Source organism: Vreelandella hamiltonii (assembly GCF_014651775.1).
In the GTDB taxonomy this organism is placed as follows: Bacteria; Pseudomonadota; Gammaproteobacteria; order Pseudomonadales; family Halomonadaceae; genus Vreelandella; species Vreelandella hamiltonii.
The window spans coordinates 1-19,723 of record NZ_BMXN01000012.1 but is presented as its reverse complement, the minus strand read 5'-3'; the positions used below and the strand labels follow the sequence as shown (position 1 = coordinate 19,723).

At 60.4% G+C, this 19,723-nt stretch carries 17 protein-coding genes and 1 riboswitch; of the genes, 5 read left to right on the top strand and 12 right to left on the bottom strand.

Going from position 1 to position 19,723, the window contains the following annotated elements:
* Positions 1–35 precede the first annotated feature (35 nt).
* The 3 genes from IE091_RS11215 to IE091_RS11205 form a co-directional block, all read right to left on the bottom strand.
* A complete protein-coding gene (locus tag IE091_RS11215; protein WP_229800819.1) occupies positions 36–2,153 on the bottom strand; it encodes a methyl-accepting chemotaxis protein in 2,118 nt (705 codons plus the stop codon).
* Between the two features lie 65 nt (positions 2,154–2,218).
* Positions 2,219–3,367 carry an ABC transporter substrate-binding protein gene (locus IE091_RS11210; RefSeq protein ID WP_229800818.1) on the bottom strand — a complete coding sequence of 383 codons (1,149 nt, stop codon included), beginning with the start codon at positions 3,365–3,367 and terminating at the stop codon, positions 2,219–2,221.
* Between the two features lie 91 nt (positions 3,368–3,458).
* Complete coding sequence (locus tag IE091_RS11205) at positions 3,459–4,070, bottom strand: flavin reductase family protein (RefSeq protein ID WP_096921284.1); 612 nt, start codon at positions 4,068–4,070, stop codon at positions 3,459–3,461.
* 128 nt (positions 4,071–4,198) lie between these two features.
* Here IE091_RS11205 and arfB point away from each other — a divergent pair, with 128 nt between their 5' ends.
* Both arfB and IE091_RS11195 read left to right on the top strand, forming a co-directional pair.
* On the top strand, positions 4,199–4,615 hold the full coding sequence (gene arfB / locus IE091_RS11200; protein ID WP_096921285.1) for an alternative ribosome rescue aminoacyl-tRNA hydrolase ArfB: 417 nt from the start codon (positions 4,199–4,201) through the stop codon (positions 4,613–4,615).
* Positions 4,616–4,664: 49 nt separating this feature from the next.
* Positions 4,665–4,865 carry a DUF1289 domain-containing protein gene (locus IE091_RS11195; protein WP_039175821.1) on the top strand — a complete coding sequence of 67 codons (201 nt, stop codon included), beginning with the start codon at positions 4,665–4,667 and terminating at the stop codon, positions 4,863–4,865.
* Here IE091_RS11195 and IE091_RS11190 read toward each other — a convergent pair.
* Positions 4,855–5,916, bottom strand: coding sequence for a proline racemase family protein (locus IE091_RS11190; protein WP_096921286.1), 1,062 nt, complete (start codon positions 5,914–5,916; stop codon positions 4,855–4,857). The genes IE091_RS11195 and IE091_RS11190 overlap by 11 nt on opposite strands.
* Entirely contained in the window at positions 5,913–7,091 is a 1,179-nt protein-coding gene (locus tag IE091_RS11185; protein WP_189463708.1) for an alcohol dehydrogenase catalytic domain-containing protein, read from the bottom strand. Before IE091_RS11185 ends, IE091_RS11190 begins: the two co-directional genes overlap by 4 nt.
* A 340-nt stretch (positions 7,092–7,431) precedes the next feature.
* Between IE091_RS11185 and IE091_RS11180 the strand changes: the two genes are divergently transcribed.
* Complete coding sequence (locus tag IE091_RS11180) at positions 7,432–8,616, top strand: MFS transporter (protein ID WP_096921287.1); 1,185 nt, start codon at positions 7,432–7,434, stop codon at positions 8,614–8,616.
* 38 nt (positions 8,617–8,654) lie between these two features.
* Here the strand turns inward: IE091_RS11180 and IE091_RS11175 are convergent, their stop codons facing one another.
* The 4 genes from IE091_RS11175 to IE091_RS11160 form a co-directional block, all read right to left on the bottom strand.
* Positions 8,655–9,623 carry a magnesium transporter CorA family protein gene (locus IE091_RS11175; RefSeq protein ID WP_096921288.1) on the bottom strand — a complete coding sequence of 323 codons (969 nt, stop codon included), beginning with the start codon at positions 9,621–9,623 and terminating at the stop codon, positions 8,655–8,657.
* Between the two features lie 14 nt (positions 9,624–9,637).
* Positions 9,638–11,071, bottom strand: a complete 1,434-nt coding sequence (locus tag IE091_RS11170; RefSeq protein WP_189463663.1) for a diguanylate cyclase domain-containing protein — start codon at positions 11,069–11,071, stop codon at positions 9,638–9,640.
* 84 nt (positions 11,072–11,155) lie between these two features.
* A complete protein-coding gene (locus IE091_RS11165) occupies positions 11,156–12,547 on the bottom strand; it encodes an SLC5/6 family protein (RefSeq protein ID WP_189463662.1) in 1,392 nt (463 codons plus the stop codon).
* Positions 12,537–12,640, bottom strand: a riboswitch (TPP riboswitch). (Overlaps the previous gene by 11 nt.)
* A 72-nt stretch (positions 12,641–12,712) precedes the next feature.
* Complete coding sequence (locus IE091_RS11160; protein ID WP_189463661.1) at positions 12,713–13,300, bottom strand: peroxidase-related enzyme; 588 nt, start codon at positions 13,298–13,300, stop codon at positions 12,713–12,715.
* Between the two features lie 174 nt (positions 13,301–13,474).
* On the opposite strand from IE091_RS11160, the gene IE091_RS11155 reads away from it, so the two are divergent.
* Positions 13,475–14,164, top strand: a complete 690-nt coding sequence (locus IE091_RS11155; RefSeq protein WP_016916454.1) for a hypothetical protein — start codon at positions 13,475–13,477, stop codon at positions 14,162–14,164.
* 60 nt (positions 14,165–14,224) lie between these two features.
* Here IE091_RS11155 and IE091_RS11150 read toward each other — a convergent pair whose 3' ends face one another.
* Positions 14,225–15,721: a CoA-acylating methylmalonate-semialdehyde dehydrogenase gene (locus IE091_RS11150; RefSeq protein ID WP_081135174.1), complete on the bottom strand. Its 1,497-nt coding sequence runs from the start codon at positions 15,719–15,721 to the stop codon at positions 14,225–14,227.
* Positions 15,722–15,944: 223 nt separating this feature from the next.
* Between IE091_RS11150 and IE091_RS11145 the strand changes: the two genes are divergently transcribed.
* A complete protein-coding gene (locus tag IE091_RS11145; protein ID WP_081135172.1) occupies positions 15,945–17,006 on the top strand; it encodes a zinc-binding metallopeptidase family protein in 1,062 nt (353 codons plus the stop codon).
* Here IE091_RS11145 and IE091_RS11140 read toward each other — a convergent pair whose 3' ends face one another.
* Entirely contained in the window at positions 17,007–18,005 is a 999-nt protein-coding gene (locus IE091_RS11140; protein WP_016916450.1) for an alpha-E domain-containing protein, read from the bottom strand.
* 4 nt (positions 18,006–18,009) lie between these two features.
* Positions 18,010–19,494 (bottom strand): circularly permuted type 2 ATP-grasp protein, encoded by a 1,485-nt coding sequence (locus IE091_RS11135; protein WP_081135171.1) that lies wholly within the window; start codon positions 19,492–19,494, stop codon positions 18,010–18,012.
* Between the last annotated feature and the right edge of the window lie 229 nt (positions 19,495–19,723).

Here is a 19,723-nt window from a genome sequence, read left to right as displayed (position 1 = left end):
CGTTCGCTGTCGGGGAAAGGTGGATGGAGAAGCGCTTATTTCAAGCGAGCAGGCTGTGATTGAGCATGTCGTCGAGACTGGGACGGTGACTGAGAGGGCAGCGCCGCAGGCTGACGCCCGGCATCGTGGCTCACCTGAAAACGGCTGACCAAGGAGTGCATGTCCCCCGCGCGCTCATCCAGCGTGTGGCTTGCCGTGGTGGCTTCCTGTACCAGCCGTGCGTTCTGATGGGTCACCTGATCCAGTTGCGAAATCGCCTGATTGATCTGATCAATGCCGGCCGACTGCTCCTTGGTGGCATCGGCGATCTCGGTCACATAACGGGTGACCTCGGTGAGGCTGTCGATGATCTCTTGCAGGTGCTGGCTGGAGGCCGTCACCAACTGCTCACCTTCACTGACTTTTTGCACGCTGTCATCGACCAGATGGCGAATCTGGGCAGCCTCTTCGGCACTACGCCCCGCCAGCTTGCGCACTTCCTGGGCGACCACCGCAAACCCACGCCCTTGTTCTCCCGCGCGGGCTGCCTCGACCGACGCATTCAGGGCCAGCAGGTTGGTCTGGAAGGCGATATCGTCGATGGCCTTGATGATCGAGGTGATTTTCTCGCTGGCCTGGCGGATGTCGCTCATGGCAGCGGTGGTACGCTGGGCAACATCCCCCGCCGAGCGGGCCCGCCCATCGACGTTGGTGCTGGCATCTTTGGCCTGGTCGGCGTAGTCCGCCGTCTGTTTGACCGTGGCGGTAATCTGTTCGAGGCTGGACGCGGTTTCTGCCAACGAAGCCGCCTGCTGGTCGGTACGCTGTGACAGGTTCTCGTTGCCTGCGGCAATCTGGCGGCTGCTGGAAGCAATGGCTTCGGCGCTTTCGCGGATCTGTGCCACCATGGCTTCGAAGGTGTCCATCATCTCATTGAAGGCCTGGGCGGTTTGCCCTGCTTCATCATTGTGGGCCAGGGCCAGACGCATGGAGAGGTCGGCATTTTCACCCGCAGCACCGCTGATGCTTTCCATTTGACGGCGCATGGCGACCAGCGGACCCAGTACCCGCACCATCGTGCGCCAACCAAAAATGGCCAGCACGCCGATGACGCCCAGCGTGACCAGTACCAGCAGCGTGCGCCCGGCGTTGGCCAGCGTTTCCGCTTCACTGCTGGCACTGGCGGCGCGCTCGACCATGTAGGCTTCGATATCGCTCAGTACGCCCTGCATCTCATCGGACGCTTGTGCCACGCTGGCCAGCGCCACCTGTACCTGCTCGCCTTGGGCCAGCTGCTGCTGGCGCAGGTCATAAACGGAGCCGGTATCTTCCACCATCAGGGCATGCAGGTCGGCAATCACCGAGTCCAGTTCGGCGATCAGCACGCGCTGTTCGACGGTCGTGCTGGGTGCTTCTCCCATGGCAGCCAGCGACTGGCGTGCCAGGGTTACCTGTTGGGCAATCTCATTGGTACGCAGGTTGACCAGCGCATCCACGCTCTCCACCTGCATCATCTGGCGCGCAAGGTCGGATAGCGTCGCCACGGCCATGCGGGCATTGCCGCTCAGCCGTCCAATGTCCACCCGAGGAGCGAACATGGTGTCCAGCAGTTGGGTCGGTAGCGAGGTCGTGCCCTCCTCACGCCAGGCTTCCATCAGCTCACGCTGACGGCGCTCTTCACGCACCTGCGCCAGCGCCGTGCGACCGGCGATGTCTTCGGCACTGTGCATGACCGTGGTGATGGCAGCCTGCATCTGTTGCAGCTGGGAGACCATTTGTGCCGAGAGATTCAAGGCTTCACGGCGTACTTCTTCCAGTGTTTCATCACCCGCCAGCAAGCTCTGGTAGTGAGTGTCCAGTGCACTGAGCTGGTTCGATAGCGCCGATAGGCTGCTGCGCTCCAATCCGTCTCGCGCACGTGCAAAGCGTTCGTTCAACGCGCTGCGCGAGGTCACGCCGTCAAGGGCCGCCTCGCTGTCGGCCGCCAGCAGGTCGGCATGACGCTGACCAAACGCGCCCATGGTCAGTACCATGCTGCGGCTGGCATCCTGCAAAGGAAGTACATCGCTGGTGATGAGGTGTTGAACGTTGATCAGCCGCTGATTCGTCATCCAGCCGGTGCCCGCCAGTACCATCGCGCCCAGAACGGCGGCAGCGAATAGGCTAATGAGCATGGCTCGTATGCTTATCGTCTTTTTCATCAGGGGTATTCGCTGTGTCAGTGGTTATGCTATTTGAATTATGGTGCAACGCTTGCCCAATCGACCGGCTCGAACTGTCCGTTGCGAATGATCGTGGCCCACACGGCATCGCTGGCCTGATGGTCTCCTTCCCCCAGGGTCAGCGGCTCACCTACGCCAATATCGATGGTGCCCAATCCCAGCAAGCCTTCCACGATGGCTTGCCGATTCGGATTTTCTCCGGCGGCTTTCACCCCTTCCACGAACAGCTTGGCAGCCAGATACCCCTCCAGGGAGATGAAATCCGGCTCGCTGCCGGGCACATGCGCCGCCAACGCCTGGCGGTACTCTTCTACCGCTGGCAGGTCAGCATCCAGTGGCGGCACGACCTGAGTCACGATCACCCCTTCGGCCAGTGGCCCCAGCGCCTCCAGCAGGGCTTGGCTACCCACGAAAGAGACGTTCAGAAACACGGTCTCCGGCAGGTCCTGACGCGCTTCGCGGATAAAATCGGCAGCGGGGCCAAAGGTGCCGACAATGATCACCGCACGAGGCACGACAGGTGCCTGAAGAATGGTTGCCAGCCCTTGGTGAACATTGCGGGTACCGCGTGTAAAACGGCCGTGGGCCAGCTGTGAGGTGTCGGTAAAGCCCTCTTCGTGCAAGGCGCGCAGCGCGCCATTGTAACCTGCATCACCAAAGCTGTCGTTCTGCGTGAAAAAGGCAATCTCTTCGGGCTGGATTCCTGCTTCCAATAGCCCCGCCACCATGGCGGCGGTTTCCTGCACATAGCTTGCCCGGTAGTTGATCACATAGCGGTCGGGGGGTGAACGACGCAAAATGCCAGCACCAGTAAAGGCGCCGTACAGCAGCGTGTTGTGCTGGTTATGAATGGGGATGGTCACGGCGGCAGTGGGCGTGCCGACGTTACCGATGGCCGCCAGCAGGGAGCTGTCACCGACCAGCTGCCGCGTATGCGCGGCGGCGGGCAGCGGCGAGTATTGATCATCGAAGGCTTGCAGTACCAGCGACTGCCCGTTGACGCCACCTTCGGCATTTACTTTGGCAAAATAAGCCTCGATACCCTGCTGCATACCCGTGCCCAGGGGAGCCGCTGCACCGCTCAACGGTGCCACGATACCCACCTTGAGCTCCGCCAGAGAAAGCGGGGAAGTGAGTAAGCCCGCTACCAGAAGCCACGTTCTCATTTTGTGCATTGCTTTATCCTCAGGGTGCTTTGGACAAATATCGGCACAAACAACTACGACTTTAGTCGCCCAAGAGGGCGTTTTTCGGCCTCTAGCCAGGTCGGTCCAGGGCAAAGCGGTCGCTGACTCTGACATAGTCGCTACCTGCCAGGCGCCCCACCGGCTTGAGCGTGTCCAGATGCACGTGGCGGCCATCCCAGACGGACTCATCGGCGTGGATCGACACCACTTTGACCAGAATCAGGCTGCCTGCCAGCGGCTGATCTCCGAAGCGGATCACCTGTACTCGCTGGCAGCCAAAGGCGATGGGCGCCGCCGCAATACGCGGCACGCTCACACCAGGCATGGCAGCCTTTTCCAGCCCTGCCAAGGCAAACTCGTCTTCCTGGGGCGGCAGGCTGGCGCTGGTGGTATTGAGCGCCTCGATCAAGCCTTCGGTGCCCACATGCACCACGCACTCGCCGACGTCCTCCAGATTGCGCAGCGTATCCTTGGGCTGGGCACTGCCATCCAGCAGCGGTGCAAAAGCCAGAATGGGAGGGTCGATACTGGCCACGTTGAAAAACGAAAACGGCGCCAGGTTGGCATTGCCCTGGCCATCCTGGGTGGCCACCCAGGCAATGGGTCTGGGGCAAATACTGCCCGACAGCAGGCGATAGAGCGTTCCAGCGCTTAGCGGCGAGGTTTCCAGCAGGGTATCCATGAAGACTCCTTATCAGGCCATAGGAACCAGGTAATCATTGTTGTAGAGACCGAGTGTTACTAGGCCGTCGAGCCGTCCTGCTGTCAAGTGTGCTAGCCTTGTCAACTCATGGGTTACCAGAGAATTGAATGCTCACTATTTCCAATAGCGTCACGCTGGCCGATTGGGAAATCGATATCAGCCAGATTCGTGCCCAGGGGGCGGGCGGCCAGAACGTCAATAAAGTCGCCTCTGCCGTGCATCTGCGCTTCGACATTCCGCGCTCGACGCTGCCCCCTACCTACAAGGAGCGGCTGATGGCGCTGTCCGACCAGCGGATCAGCAAAGAGGGCGTGGTCATCATCAAGGCGCAGAGCTTTCGCACGCTGGAGCTGAACAAGGAAGACGCCTTGAACCGCTTGCAGGCGTTGATTCAAAGCGTGGCCCGTACGCCGAAGACACGCCGCCCAACCAAGCCCACCAAAGGCTCCCAGCGGCGGCGGGTGGATCACAAGACCCGCAAAGGCAAGATCAAGTCACTGCGTGGTAAAGTGCCGCTGGGTTGACGCCCTCCGTGAACCCTCCCCCCATTTCGAACCGGATACCACGCCCCCCATGCTCAACCAGCCTCGCCCTGTGTCACCCTGCCGCCATATTTGCCAGATCAACCCCGAGACGGCGCTGTGCAGCGGCTGCGGGCGCACTCTGGATGAGATTGCCTGCTGGGGCAGCATGACCGATGCAGAGAAAGCGCCCGTCTGGACGCGTATCGAACAGGCCGGTTACCTGGACATCGGCGATGACGCTACTCCTTGACCGGCGCAGGCTGGGCGTGACGATCACTCAAGATATGGTGCAGCTCGCCACAGGCGACCATCGGGTCGTCGCAGTTGATCACGATGGTGGAATCGGCCAGCACATAGCTGCGCCCGGTAATGGTATTTTCCACCACCTGATAGGCACCTTCCTGGTGGGTGCCTGTAAAGGTGCCGATAAACCCGGTTTCTCTCAACGAGACGGTTTCCAGCTTGTCGCCCGGCGCCAGCCGCCCTTCATGATGCATCAGCGCCAACCGCGCCGAGGTGCCGGTGCCGGTGGTGCTGCGGCAAATCACGCCGGGGTGTACGTAGGTGGCAGAGCGCGAACGCACATAGCCCTGCGCCACCTGCTCCTCAGGACCCATGAAGTGTAGAAAGGGCAGCGGCCCCACATCGCCCAGAGTGTAGTGGGAAAACCCTCGGTGGGCCTGGATGGCCTCGATGATCTTGTGGGCACAGGCCGCCAACGCGGCCTCTTCGTCCCGTACCAGCTTGAAGCCCAGCGCCTCGGCATCGACCAGCGCGTAGAAGCCACCGCTGTAGGCAACCGAGTAGGTGACGTCGCCAATGCCCGGTACCAGAATCGTATCGCGATAGCTGTCGATATAGCTGGGCAAGCCTTCACAGGTCACCGACTCGACGACGCCGTTGCGCACCCGCGCTTCGATCTGCACCAGGCCTGCCGGGGCTTCCAGCTTGAAGCGCTGTAGCCCCTCCTGTTTGGGCACGATACCCATTTCCAGAACGGCCGTGGCCGTGCACAAGGTGTTGGAGCCTGAGTAGATCGGGTAGCCCATCACCTCCATGATGATGTACCCCGCCACCGCTTCAGGGTGAGTAGCAGGCACCAGCAGGTCGACCGACATTTCCGGAATGCCATAGGGCTCGCCCAGCAGTAGCTGCCGGAGGCCATCGGCGTCGTCACGCAGATACTCCATTTGCTGGCGCACCGTGCTGCCCGGCAGCGTATCGATCCCGGCGGTGACGATACGGCTCACGTCGCCCCCCGCGTGGGTATCCAGCAGCTTGATGGTATGCACGGTATTCACTGGCGAGACTCCCGTTCCGATTGAAGAGCGGCAGATTGAAGAGCAGCCGACTGAAGCGCGAACGGCGCCCCATGGGCCTCCCACTGGGCATCGGGCACGATCACGATCTTGCCCAGATAGTCGCTGCCGCGATTGACGAAGTAGCGCTCCGCCGCGTGCAGCTGCGACAGCTTGAAGGTCCCGTGCAGCACCGGCTTCAGCTCGCCGCTGCGAATCCAGGCGATCAGCTGTTCGGCCTCTTCACGGGTGCCATGGGAGACCCCGACGATTTGCACCTGATACAGGTAGATGCGTGTCCACATGATTTCGCTGAGATTGCCACCGCTGGCACCGGCGATGGCCAGCCGCGGATACGTGGCGCGCTGCGACATATCACTGATCATGGTGTCGATGAACAGGTCGGTCATGTCGCCCCCCACCAGGTCCATGACCGCATCGATGGGCCGCCCTTCGGTGGCGTGCAGCACGCGCTCGACGAAGGTGGGCAAATCGCCTCGGTCGATCACCGCCTGCGCGCCCAGCCCGCGCAGGGCATCGGCCTTGCTGGGCTGGCTGACGGCATAAGGGATGGCGCCGATGATGCGGCACAGCTGAATCAGCGCCGTCCCTACACCTCCGCTGGCCCCACTGACCAGCACCCGCTCGCCAGCCCGCACGTTGGCCGCCGTCATCATGTGGTAGGCGGTCTGATAGGAGCACATTCCCATGGCCGCCAGAGGGGCATCTGGTAACTCAGGATTGGCGATGTGATGAAACTGGTCGGCAGGCACCACGATATATTCCGCGAACCCCCCATCGGCACCATGTCCGTAGTAATCCGGCATCAGGTTGATATCGCGACGGTCATCGGGGTAGAGATTGAAATCCAATAGCCCACGTTCACCCACTCGCTGCCCATCGACGCCCTCGCCCACCGCCACGATGTGCCCCACCACATCGGCCCCCTGAATACGCGGAAAGCTCAAGGTGGGGGCACCGCCCATGGCGAACGAGGTGACCTCCTCCTTGCCCTTAGTGGGATAGAGCCCTTCGCGTGCCTTGCGGTCGGTGTTGTTCTTCGCGGTCGCCGTGACGCGCACCAGCACCTGACCGGCCCCAGGCTGAGGCGTAGGTACGTCCTGCCGATAATGCAACATGTCCACATCGCCATGACCGGTCAGCAGCATGGCCGACATGCTGGAGGGGATAGCAGTGGCGGCACTGGAAGTGGTGGAAATGGAAGTGGCGGACGTGGAAGTCGCGGCATCATTGGCAGCGTTGGTGGCACGTGAGGTTCTGCGGTCCGTATTGGCCATGGGCTGGCTCCTGATCGGTGCATATACCACGACAATAACAAACGCCCGGTCAGGTTCAAGACATCCAGCCCAACGGCGGCCAACAATATCGGGTGATCGCTTCCCTACCGCTTGCGCCGTTTTCCCCCTGGGGCGTCAACTTTTCGCCAATGGTGGCCAGCTTCGAAAAGGGTCAAGCTCATCGTTCATGGGCGCCTCCCAGACTCTGCCAAGGAACGGTATGCTTCACTTCAGCTCTGCCTATCACCGCCGCCTGACCTGGACCTATTTTGGTCTATTCATCTCCATTGGCATGACCGGCGGGCTGCTGGGGCCTGCCCTGCCCCACCTGGCCAGTGCCAGCGGCTCTTCCATGAGTCAGATTGCCGTACTGTTCACGGCTCGGGCCATGGGCAACATGAGCGGTGCCCTGGTCACCGGACTGCTGATGGACCGCTTCAATGGGCATCGTGTGCTGCTGATCATGGGCATACTCACCGTGGCCGGATTGGCGCTGGCGCCCTTGAGCCCGCTTCTCGTGTTGCTGGCACTGCTGTTCATGCTGCTGGGGTTTTCTGAAGTGTCGCTGAACGCCGGGGGCAATACGCTACTGCTGTGGCTGCACCGAGACGCCGCAGGCCCCAATGTGAGCGCACTGCACTTCTGCTTCAGCGTTGGCAATATGCTGACCCCGCTGGTGATGGTGGCAGCGCTGTCATTGACCGGCCAGTTTCACTGGACCTTCTGGGTAGTGGGACTTTGCGTCGCGGGCACGCTGTGGCCACTATCACGCTTTGCCAGCCCCACCATGCCTGGGGCGACCTGCGGGGTGAGCGAAACGCCCGCCCCACGCAAGCATCGCGACCCTCTTCTGCTGGGGGTTTTTCTGCTGCTGTTTGCACTCTACGTGGGCATCGAGGTGACGTTTGCCGGCTGGGTGACGGCGTATGGCGCGCTATCGGGGCTGCCCGACGAGCAGGCCACCCTGCTGGCAACGCTGTTCTGGCTGGCCCTCTCGGCAGGACGCTTGCTGGCCATTCCTCTGCTGCGCTGGTGTGCGCCTTGGCAAATACTGGGGGCGTGCCTGACGATGGGGCTCGCCGCGGCCAGCGGCTGGCATGCAGGTATGCTTTCGCTTGCCGCAGGGGCGCTGCTGTTTGGCCTCTCTGCCTCGGCTTTTTTCCCCACGCTGTTTGCGCTATGCAACCACACCATGGTGATGCGGGGCCGCACCACCGGGGCCATCTTTACGGCAGCGGGCTGCGGAGCGCTGATCATTCCCTCGCTGACGGGCCCACTGCTGGACACCGCCGGACCCGGCGCTTTCCCCGTGCTGCTGGCCTCGCTATGGCTGTCGATCGGTCTTGCGCTGTGCCTGCTGACGCTGCGACTGCGGACTCTTGCTCGCTCTGCTGCCGACTTTTGACACCGTATGGCCGAGCGCAGCTCGTTTTCGGACAGTGCCTAGAACCAGGCTTTACGTTTGAACAACCAGATCAGCAGTACGCCAATGGTCACCATGACGCCCCAAACGAAGAAGTAGCCATACTGGTAGCCAAGTTCGGGCATGTATTCGAAGTTCATGCCGTAAATACCGGCAATAAAGGTCAGCGGCACGAAAATGGCGGTAATGACGGTCAATACCCGCATGGTGATGTTCAACTGATGCGACGAAATCGAGATGTAGCCATCCACCAGATCACCACAGATGTCGTAATACATCTGGGTCAAGGAGTGCAGGCGCTCGAAGCGCTCCTCCACATCGGTGATGGCATGCAGCGTCTCGCTCTCACCCCGGGGGAGGTGCGCGTAGTCGTAAGCCGTCAGCTCCTGAGTGATGCCCTTGTGGTAACTGAACACTCGCCGCATCTTGACCAGCCGAGAGCGGTACGCGGTAATCCGACGCATCAGCACGTCATTGCCGTTTTCCAGCAGCTCGTCTTCCAGGTCACTCAGTTCGGTCTCGAACTCCAGCAGGCTGTCGATATAAAAGCCCGCCGAGGTATACATGACGCGCAAGGCAACCTGCTCGGGAGAACGCGACAGCAGCCGCGCGCCCTGGTCGTTGAGTAACCGTTCGATACTCAGCGCCAAGCCAGGATGCAGCGTGACCAGAAAGCGCTCGCCAACGAAAAAGCACAGCTGCTGAGGCACGAAGTTGAGCTGAGCATCGAAGGAGGAAATGCCTCGATAGATGATCAGCGTATGATTCTCGAACTCTTCGATCTTGGGTGGATGACGCACCTTGTGGGCATCCTGAATCGCCATGGGATGGCAGGAAAATCCCTCGAGCACCTCGCGCTCGCTGGCTTCACTTTCGCCCTGCATATCGACCCAGATATGCGCGCCCTCCTGGCGTTTCCAGACATCGATCAGCGAGAGGTCGCCTTCGCGCACTTCTCCCTCTGGTGTGGTCATCAGACATCGAATCATGTGCTTTCCTTGAATTAACTGGCGTCGGGTGAAGGCAGCACAGGGCTTGCCAAGCGCGTTTGCGCCTTGCCGGCTCGCTTGGCTTCGTACATCGCCACATCGGCTCGCTTCAACAACTCTTGCGGGGTTTCTTCTGCCCCGGGGACATACTCTGCAATACCGATACTGGTGCTGACCTTGAGCACGGTATCGCCTATGGACAGGGGGATTTCAATGAGCTGGATCAACTTCTGCGCCAGCGGTGCGATGGCATCGTGCTCTATATTCTCCAGCACCAGGACGAACTCATCCCCTGCCCAACGGGCCACGAAGTCCGTTTCACGCACGGCGGTTTTGAGGCGATTGGCGATGTCTCGCAATAGCTCATCGCCCATGGCATGGCCGTGCAGGTCATTGATTCGCTTGAACCCATCCAAGTCGAGAAACAGCACCGCCAGCGGTACGAGACTCCGCCGAGTACGCGCCATGGCCTCTGGCAAGCGTTCGTCGAGGGCCCGGCGGTTAGGCAGCTCCGTCAAGACATCTTGCCTGGCCTCCTGGTCTCGCAGGCGTGCCAACTGCTGGCGCTCGGTGATGTCGTGTATGAACAGGCTGCGTCGCCAACGCCCATTGAGTTCGTAGCGCTGGTGGCGAATCTCTACCGGCAAGCGCCCACCATCTCGACGCCGGGCGTTCCATTCGATGGGTGAAGGATCGTCCTGCCCGGGCACGCCTGCAGGAAACATCAGGTCGGTAATGGGGCGGGCCAACGCCTCCTTGCGCGACCAGCCGAACATAGCCTGTGCGGCGCGATTCCAGTCCAGCACCCGGCCACGATCGTCGATGCTCAGGTAGGCGTCGTAGGCCGACTCGATGACCAGGTTGAGTTCGCGGGTACGCCGCTCTATCTGTTGTTCCAGGCTGTTGTGCAGCGCGGCGAGGTCACGTTTGAAACTGGCATTACGCTTCTCTTGCTGTATCAAACGCTCGCGCAAATGAATTTCACCGGACACCACATCGGCCAGGTCCTGTAGTGCGGTGAATTCCTGGGGGCTCAGTTCGCGAGGGCGCGAATCCATGGCACACAGGGAGCCCAATACCAGACCTTGGGTGGTTTTCAGAGGGATTCCGGCATAAAAGCGTATGCCGTCGGGTTTGATGACATAAGGGTTGCTGGCGAAGCGCGGATCCTGAAGCGCATCGTTGACGACCAGCGGCGCTTCCGCCAGCACGGTATAGGCACAGAACGCCACGTCGCGGGGTGTTTCCGAAAACGTCAGCCCCACCTGAGACTTGAACCACTGTCGGTCGGTATCCACGAGCGTCACCGTGGAGAGAGGTACCCCCAACAGCACGGTGACCAACCGAGTCACCCGGTCGAATACCGGCTCACTGGGGGTATCCAGTAACGCCAGCTCTTGTAAAGCAGCAATGCGCAACGCTTCATTGGATGGCAACAGGTGGCTCATGGTGGTTAAACCCGATATGTAGTTAACACTCCTTTGTGTAGTTAACACCCCTTCGTCATCATAGCGCGAAACTGCACAGCCTGCCTAACGCGTTGATTTTTTTGACACCTTGCCTGAAGGGAGCCACCACGCCACGAGGATACTCACCAGGCTCGAGAGCATCAGCGCCCCCACGAAGGGACCGAGGGTAGGAATACTGCCAGGAAACGTGGCGGCCATGATGCCCGCCATCAAGGAGCCTTGCCCCAGCCAGCCCGGCAATACCGCCCCCACCAGGCCCGCTACGCCACCACTGATGGCCGCCAGCGGCGTCATGCGCTGCCACAGGCCCAGCAGCACTGGCACCACGATGGCCGCACACAGCAAATCGGCAATCAGGAACAGTCTCAGCACCGACAGCCCCTGCAAGGCGATGAGAATCACCGGTACCATCAGCAGTACCGTGATCCAGCGTGCCTTGTTCAAGGCATGTGGCTGCTCTCCCGTTGCCCACAGCGACGCAATGCCGTTTTGCAGCGTATCCACGCTGGAGGTCACCAGCGTCACGGCCAGCACCAGTGCCGGTAGCGTGATCCAGACAGGAGCCTCTGCCAACAGGGCAAAAAAGGGCATCGGCGGCTCGCCGAGGTTCACACCGCTCAGCGCTGCCATCATGCCGACTCCACCGATGACCATGACCACGGCCACCGTCATGCCGCCTCCCAGCCATGCCCCACGGCCAAGACTGGCGCTATCCTGAGCCGCCCACAGCCGCTGCCAATAGCCCTGATGGAACAGGTTGGCTGCGGTCACGGCAATGACCAGTGTCAATGCCACGCTCAGCGAAGTTCCCATGGGCAAGGCCGGCAACGCCGCGTCATTGGGCATGGCAGGCAAGCGCCATAACGTTACGCCCGCCACGGCACATAGCAGGATCAACAGTAGCCAAGCCTGCCAGCGGTCGGTGGCCAAACTGGCTCGCAGGCCACCCAGAACAGTATAGACGAGGGTCGTCAGCGCTACGCCAATGATGACCCAGGCAGGTGGAACATCTGACAGTAGCGCGGTAATGGCACCGATGGCCGTCAGTTCAGCCGCCAGGAAACACCCCATGTACGCCACGGAGGCCAGCGTGACACAGTGGCGGGCCCCTTTCCCGTAACACACCTCGGCGAACTCGGCGATACTGCGCCCGCCTGGCAGCGCCCGACGTATTCTGGGCCCGTAGAGCCCCAGCACCAGAAAGGGCAGCGCCGACCCCAAGGCATAGCCCAACAGAGCCACCGGCCCCACGAACGCGCCGATTTCAGGAGGCGCGAAGAGAATCCAGGCCCCCATCCCCGACGCCAGAAAAGAGAGCCCCAGGGTGGTTGCCGTCTGTGAGTTGCGCGCCGTGACATAGTCATCCAGCGAGCCTCCCCCAAAACGTGCCCGAAGGCCTAAAAAAGCAAAGCAGCACAGCGCTGCGCCCAGCACAGCAGACGTCAGGTACGGCATGTCGCGCTTCCTCCGCCGGTATTAACCGGGTCAGGTTCCAGGGTCTGCGTGACGCGCATTCTCAGCCCGCAATGGGCTCCCCTGGCGACAGTGAATGAATGAAGGCGGTATCTTCACTGAAAGGGGAACCCTGGTAAAGCGTTACAATGCGTCCTGAACCATGGCCTAGGCTGGTTTCGGCACGCGCCCCATGAGATAGAACTCTGGATTAGGAGGGGTTCCCGCCAGGGTGACCAAACGATTCGACATGCCAAAAAAGGCGGCGATGGCACCGATGTCCCAGCAGTCTTCCAGGGTAAAGTCCACTTCCGCCAGCCGGGTTTGCCATTCGGGCGTCAGCTCGCCCAGCTCGATGGCGCTGTGTAGCGCAAAATCGAGCATGCGCCGATGCCGCTCGCTCAACCCCGCCGCCTGGTGGTTGATGGCAACGTTATCGGCCAACAGAGGGTCTTTGGTGTAAATACGTACCAGCGCGCCATGTGCCACAACGCAGTAAAGGCAGCGATTGCGCGCGCTGGTAGTGACCACAATCATTTCCTTTTCGGCCTTGCTCAGAGTGTCGGACTCCCGCTCCATCAAGGCGTCGTGGTAGGCAAAGAAGGCGCGAAACTCCGCTGGACGGTGGGCCAACATGAGGAACACATTGGGCACGAACCCGGCTTTTTCCTGAACCGCCAATATGGCCGTGCGAATGTCGTCAGGCAGGTCGTCCAGGGTTTCGGGAATTTTAAAACGGCTTAATGACGCAGACATGCTTACCTCTTTTTTGTCGTGTTGATAAACGCCTTGCGCGATACGGGGTCATGGTTAACAAAATGCTAACGGATTAGACTTTCATTACACCTTGAGGCTCGCCATACTCTTATCGACTGTATTTCATAAAAAAGGCAGCGTTGAGCAAACGGCGTCTGTAACAGGGAAACCACCATGTCTTATTCTGAAGCAAGAGAGCACACGCCGGGGCGTTTGCATGCATTGTTCGCCGACCCTTACCGTGCGTTCGAAAACGACACGGATGAACGCCAGCTGCATATCCGTATCATGCTTCATGCCTTATTGGCCCGCCCCATCGCCCGGGGTCAAATTACGCTACGTGTCATTCACGGCTGGGAGAACGGCGGTTTCGAGCCAGCCGACCTGCAACATGCGGACTTCCATCTCAACAGCCTGGCAGATTTTCATGCTGCTGCTGCGCGCTTTACGGCGGCGAATCAGCAAAATGCACCGCTGCCCGCCGATGGCAGCGCCATTCTGGCAGAACCGCTGGCCGACGCCATTGCCGATGCCGAGGCCGAAGGTCTGGTCTTGAACGAAGACATTCGAGAAACACCCGCTCGCTGGCAAGCGTTCGAAGGGGGGTTAGCGCTGTACACGCTGTTCAAGATGTATCACCGCCTGGTGTACGGCGAAGACGACACCTATCGCTGCTCTCAGTGCGAAACTCCCCACGGGCTGCGAGAAATCCATGAGTTCCATCTTGAAGAGGGCGAGTTTGCACTCCTTGCGCCACTCAACGATGAACAGGATGCTCCTTACCTGCTGGTGCTGCATGAAAGCCAACTGGAGCCTATAGAACAGCTCCTGCGCGACAGCCTGCCACTTTTCGAACCCGTCTGATCCCCAGGGGCCCTCTGCCGTGGCAGAGGGCCCCTGATGCGTCAGCGGTTCGCCAAATATCTAGAGCGCAATGGTGCTATTGATGCCGCTGGAGACGTTTTCGGGCTCGAACCAGCGTGCGGTCACCGTTTTGGTTTGCGTCCAGAACGCGATGGCCTGCTTGCCGTTGGGGCCCAAATCCCCCAGTTTGGAAGCCCGAGAGCCGGTGAAGCTGAAATAGGCCACCGGCACCGGAATCGGCACGTTGATACCGATCTGACCAACGTCGATATCGGTTTCGAATCGGCGCGCCACCCAGCCCGAGTTGGTGAAAATCGACGTGCCGTTGCCGTTCGGGTTGGCGTTGATGAAGTCGATGGCATCATCCAGCGTCTCGACCCCCACCACGCATAGCACCGGACCGAATATTTCTTCCCGGTAAATGGTCATCTCCGGCGTGACGTTGGCAAACAGCGTCGGCCCCACGAAGTTGCCCTCCGGATACCCTTCTACTGTGTAGCCTCGGCCATCCACCAGCAGCGTGGCCCCCTCTTTTTCACCGGCGGTGATCAAGCGCTCGACACGCTCCTTGGCCTGAGGAGACACCAGCGGCCCCAGGTCGGCATCCCGCTGGGTACCGGGGCCGACCTTCATGCTACGGGCGCCTGCTTCGATATCGCTCAGCCACTCCTGCGCCTCGCCTACCAGCACCACCACCGAGTTGGCCATACAGCGCTGACCCGCTGCCCCAAAGGCCGACCCCAGCAGGCTGTCGATGGCCTGACTACGGTTGGCATCCGGCATCACCACACAGTGGTTCTTGGCCCCCATCATGGACTGCATACGCTTACCTGCCGCCGCCGCACGGCCATACAGCAGCGATCCCACATGGGTAGAGCCAATGAACGACAGCGCCTTGATGTCCTGATGGTCGGCAATCTGGTTGGCAACTTCGGGCCCGCCATGCACCACGTTGAGCACGCCCGCCGGAATACCCGCCTCATGGGCCAGTTCCACCAGCCGCATGGTCGAGCTGGGGTCCTGCTCGGAAGGCTTCAGAACGAACGTATTGCCCGTGGCAATGGCCAGCGGAAACATGAAGCAAGGCAGCATGATGGGGAAGTTGAACGCCGTGATCCCGGCGCCCACGCCCAGCGGCTGATGCATGGTATACACATCGACCTCATTGGCCGCGTTTTCGGCGAGTTCACCCAGTTGCAGAGACGCAATCGAGCAGGCGTGCTCGACCACTTCCAGCCCGCGGCCTACTTCGCCTTCTGCGTCAGGCAGCGTCTTGCCATGCTCTTCGGTGATCAGCGCGGCGAGTTCCGCGGTATGCTCACGAATCAGGGCCTGAAGTTTCAGCATGATGCGCATGCGCTTGCCCAGCGGCACCTTGCGCCACTCCTTGAACGCGGTTTTGGCACTGGCAATGGCACGCTCTACCTCGTCAGGGGTACAGAAAGGCACCCGGGCCACGACCTGCTGGGTCGCCGGATTGACGACATCGCGCCACTCCTGGCTTTGCGACTCGACCGGCTGGCCATCGATATACATGGGTATCTGGCGAACGGACATACAGACGTTCCTCGTGGTTGTGTTTGTTATGGGGTTGAATAAGGAGCCCCTAGGGTATATCAGCAAGTTGACGTAAACGTCAATTAGCCACTCGATAAAGCTAAATTCACCGCACTGGGGAAATAGCCTTTCCCTCAAGGAAAGAGCCTCGCTATGCTGTCAGGGCGCCTTCTCAACCTGCCTATCGACGATGCATAACGTGGCTTTCCACAAGGAGGTATCCATGCAAGCGTTCAATTGCCAGTGCGGCAACCCGCTGTTCTTCGAGAACACCCATTGTGTTGCCTGTGAGTCGGAAGTCGGCTGGTGCCCGGCCTGCAGCAATATCGTTGCCTTGGCCCCTTTGGAAGGCGGCGGATACCGCTGCACCCACGAAGGCTGCGGCACCCTCTTGATGAAGTGCCATAATTACGCGGTAGAGAACGTATGCAACCGCATGGTGATCATGACCGAAGGCGAAGCCGACACGCTGTGCGACTGCTGCCGCTACAACGATGTGATTCCCGACCTGAACGTAGAGGGTCACCGCGAGCGCTGGGCCGCACTGGAAGCTGCCAAGCGTCGTCTGTTCCACACCCTGGAGATTCTCAAGCTCCCCCACGGAACCCAGGGCGATGATATTCGCGTCCCCTTGAGCTTCTCGTTCATGGCCGACGCCCTCCCTGACAAAGGGCTCTGGCGCTCCACGGCGAATCAGGAGAAGGTCTATACCGGCCATGCCAACGGCCATATCACCATCAACGTCAAGGAAGCCGACGACGTCGAGCGTGAGCGACTGCGGGTGGACATGAACGAGTCCCACCGCACCCTGATCGGTCATTTTCGCCATGAGGTGGGGCATTACTACTGGGACTTGTTGGTCAAGGATCAGGATGAGGCCGCCAGCGTCCGAGTGTTTGGCGACCATAACGCCCCCACCTACGGTGATGCGCTGGAAACCTACTATCAGCAAGGCGCGCCGGCCGACTGGCCAACACGGTTCATTTCTGCCTATGCCGCCATGCACCCGTGGGAGGACTTCGCCGAAACCTTTGCGTTTTATCTGGACATGGTGGCCGTGCTGGACACCGCTCTACACATGGGGATTTCACGGGCCGAATATGACGGCACGCTGGACAGCATGTTAAGAGCGTTTCATCAGGTGGGGATGGTCGTCAATGAGCTCAACCGTGATATGGGGCTACTGGACCTGGCACCGGGGGTACTGCCTCCCCCGGTGCGTGACAAGCTGGCGTACCTTCATGAGTTAGTACACAGCGCCAGCGCTAACGCTCGATCTACTTGATCAATCGTTATCATGATCCCCCAGGTGGCCCTGACTTTGTCGCTGGGTCACCTTGGGCACGTTGTCGCTATTCACGAAGTACGTTGCCCTGAGCGTGTCATGGATCGCGGCAAAGCCAATCTGTAGCTCATCCACGAACGCATGCAACTTGCTGGGGGAGTGAGCCAACGCCTGGATATCGGCATCGACCACATCGGCACGCACCAGCGACACCGTGGCGGCCACCCGGTCCTGCCTGGGCAGTAGCTGTAGCTCATGGCCCAGCGTTTCCAGGCTACAGGCAATCGAGCGCGGCAGGTTCGGGTCCTGCAGCAGATAGCGCAGCACATCGGGGCCCCGCACTCTCAGCCGCACTTCCTGACGGTACATTTGATAGGCCGTCAGCGACTTGAGCACGCTCATCCACTGAAGGTTTTCGAACGGCAATAGCTCTTCGGGGTTCTGGGGCAGCAGGCTCGCGGAACGTACGTCCACAATACGCGTGGTCATGTCGGCCCGCTCCAGATGTCTGCCCAACTGGATGAAGGTACGGGCCGGCCCATGGCTCAAGGTGCCTTCGATCAGGCCAGTCAGCGTCTGGCAGCCGCGAATCACGTTCTTCAGGAAGGCATCGCGACGGCGCGGGCTGACACCGTTTTCCGCATGGTCGGCCACGCTCAAATAGAGCTGGTTGACCTCCTCCCAGATCTCCCTGGGCACCACGTCTCGGGTAGTGCGCAGGTTTTCCCGAGCACTGGCCAGCGCCGAAAGAATCGAACTGCCATTCTGCGCATCGGCACACAAAAAATGCACTACGCTACGCTCGTCAAAGCTGGAATGGCGCTCGTTAAACGCATCCAGAGTACCGGTCATTTCGATCAGTGGCGCCCAGCCCAACGGCAGGTGGCGCGGCAGGTCGAGCATCAGGTGGCTATTGACGCTCAGCAGCCGCGCGGTGTCTTCGGCCCGCTCGATGTAGCGCGCCATCCAGTACAGGTTTTCAGCTACGCGTGACAGCATGGCGTTAGACTCCTTCCTGCTCGGCGGCATCAGCCGCGTTCTCATCGACCTCGACGATCCAGGTATCCTTGCTGCCGCCCCCCTGGGACGAGTTGACCACCAGCGACCCCTCCACCAGTGCCACGCGGGTCAAACCACCCGTGGTGACATGGGTTTCGGGGCCGGAGAGAATGAACGGGCGCAGGTCCACATGACGCGGCTGCGGCAAGCCGTTGGCCAGGGTGGGCGTGGTGGAGAGCGCCAGCGTAGGCTGGGCCATGTAGTTGCGCGGGTTCTCCTTGATCAGGCGGGCAAACTCGTCGCGGGTTTCCCTGGTGGAGCGAGGCCCGATCAGCATGCCGTAGCCCCCGGACTCATTGGCAGGCTTCACCACCAGCTCGTCGAGGTGATCCAGTACGTACTTGCGGTCGTCATCGAACATGCACAGGTAGCTGGGCACGTTGGGCAGCAGCGGCTCCTGATCCAGATAGTAGCGAATCAACTCGGGCACGAAGGCGTAGACCACCTTGTCGTCTGCCACGCCTGCCCCTGGCGCATTGGCCAACGCCACCTTGCCCGCCCGCCAGGCGCGCATCAGCCCAGGCACGCCCAGCATCGAATGCGGATTGAAGGCTTCAGGGTCCAGAAACTCGTCATCCACACGACGATAAATGACATCCACCCGTCGCAGCCCCTCCACCGTACGCATGTAGACCACGTCATCGTCGTCCACCAGCATGTCGCTACCCTGCACCAGCTCGACCCCCATCTGCTGGGCAAGATAGGCGTGTTCGAAATAGGCCGAGTTGTAGATGCCGGGGGTCAATACCACGACCTGAGGGTCATCGCCGGGACGGGGAGACATGGCCGCCAGCATGTCATACAGCTGCGCCACGTAGTCGTCTACTGGCAGGATTTTGCCCGACGCAAACAGCTCAGGTAGCACCCGTTTGGTGACGTTGCGGTTTTCCAGCATGTAGGAGACCCCGGAAGGAATCCGCAGATTATCCTCCAGCACGTAGAGTGTGCCATCGCCGCCGCGTACCAAATCAGAGCCACAAATATGCGCCCAGATACCATGGGGCGGGTTAATGCCCACACACTGCGGGCGAAAATTAGCCGACTGAGCAAGCACTTCCGCAGGCAGCACTTTGTCCTTGACCACTTTCTGATCGTGATAAAGATCGTCGATAAAGAGATTGAGTGCTTGGACGCGCTGTTTTAAACCGGCTTCCGTCTTGCGCCACTCATGGGCCGGTATGATCCGGGGCACAATATCGAATGGCCAGGCGCGGTCGATCATTGCCCCTTCGGAATACACGGTAAACGTAATCCCCATGGTACGAATGGCGATTTCCGCAGCGGTTTTTCTTTCCGCTAACTCTTCGGCGCTAAACCGAGCCAGCATATTACAAAGCTCATCGGCAGAAGCTCTGGGTTTACCTGGCGCTTCTAGCAACTCATCGTAAAAATCACGGCACGCATAGTTGTTCCAATTGACTTGGCTCATGGGCGCTCTCCTGGCGCTGGGGTGGAAGCGGCAACTTCCTTGAACAATAGTGTAGGCCTGCCGCGTGCAATCGACGTATTTATTGAGCTATATAACCACGCAATACTCGTACCACCTTTCCCGATATCCTGAATCCGTGAAGCCGGCGCCGACACTTTCCCTATCACCGCCAGCGAGCACTTTTTGATCATTCGCCCCGTGCAAGTTGGCTTTCGCAAGCCCGTTATTG

Bases quoted from the DNA above. Each gene is read 5' to 3' on its own strand.
- IE091_RS11215 (WP_229800819.1), bottom strand. From the start codon at position 2,153: ATGCTCATTAGCCTATTCGCTGCCGCCGTTCTGGGCGCGATGGTACTG.
- IE091_RS11210 (WP_229800818.1), bottom strand. From the start codon at position 3,367: ATGAGAACGTGGCTTCTGGTAGCGGGCTTACTCACTTCCCCGCTTTCT.
- IE091_RS11205 (WP_096921284.1), bottom strand. From the start codon at position 4,070: ATGGATACCCTGCTGGAAACCTCGCCGCTAAGCGCTGGAACGCTCTAT.
- arfB (WP_096921285.1), top strand. From the start codon at position 4,199: ATGCTCACTATTTCCAATAGCGTCACGCTGGCCGATTGGGAAATCGAT.
- IE091_RS11195 (WP_039175821.1), top strand. From the start codon at position 4,665: ATGCTCAACCAGCCTCGCCCTGTGTCACCCTGCCGCCATATTTGCCAG.
- IE091_RS11185 (WP_189463708.1), bottom strand. From the start codon at position 7,091: ATGTCGGCCATGCTGCTGACCGGTCATGGCGATGTGGACATGTTGCAT.
- IE091_RS11180 (WP_096921287.1), top strand. From the start codon at position 7,432: ATGCTTCACTTCAGCTCTGCCTATCACCGCCGCCTGACCTGGACCTAT.
- IE091_RS11175 (WP_096921288.1), bottom strand. From the start codon at position 9,623: ATGATTCGATGTCTGATGACCACACCAGAGGGAGAAGTGCGCGAAGGC.
- IE091_RS11170 (WP_189463663.1), bottom strand. From the start codon at position 11,071: ATGAGCCACCTGTTGCCATCCAATGAAGCGTTGCGCATTGCTGCTTTA.
- IE091_RS11165 (WP_189463662.1), bottom strand. From the start codon at position 12,547: ATGCCGTACCTGACGTCTGCTGTGCTGGGCGCAGCGCTGTGCTGCTTT.
- IE091_RS11160 (WP_189463661.1), bottom strand. From the start codon at position 13,300: ATGTCTGCGTCATTAAGCCGTTTTAAAATTCCCGAAACCCTGGACGAC.
- IE091_RS11155 (WP_016916454.1), top strand. From the start codon at position 13,475: ATGTCTTATTCTGAAGCAAGAGAGCACACGCCGGGGCGTTTGCATGCA.
- IE091_RS11150 (WP_081135174.1), bottom strand. From the start codon at position 15,721: ATGTCCGTTCGCCAGATACCCATGTATATCGATGGCCAGCCGGTCGAG.
- IE091_RS11145 (WP_081135172.1), top strand. From the start codon at position 15,945: ATGCAAGCGTTCAATTGCCAGTGCGGCAACCCGCTGTTCTTCGAGAAC.
- IE091_RS11140 (WP_016916450.1), bottom strand. From the start codon at position 18,005: ATGCTGTCACGCGTAGCTGAAAACCTGTACTGGATGGCGCGCTACATC.
- IE091_RS11135 (WP_081135171.1), bottom strand. From the start codon at position 19,494: ATGAGCCAAGTCAATTGGAACAACTATGCGTGCCGTGATTTTTACGAT.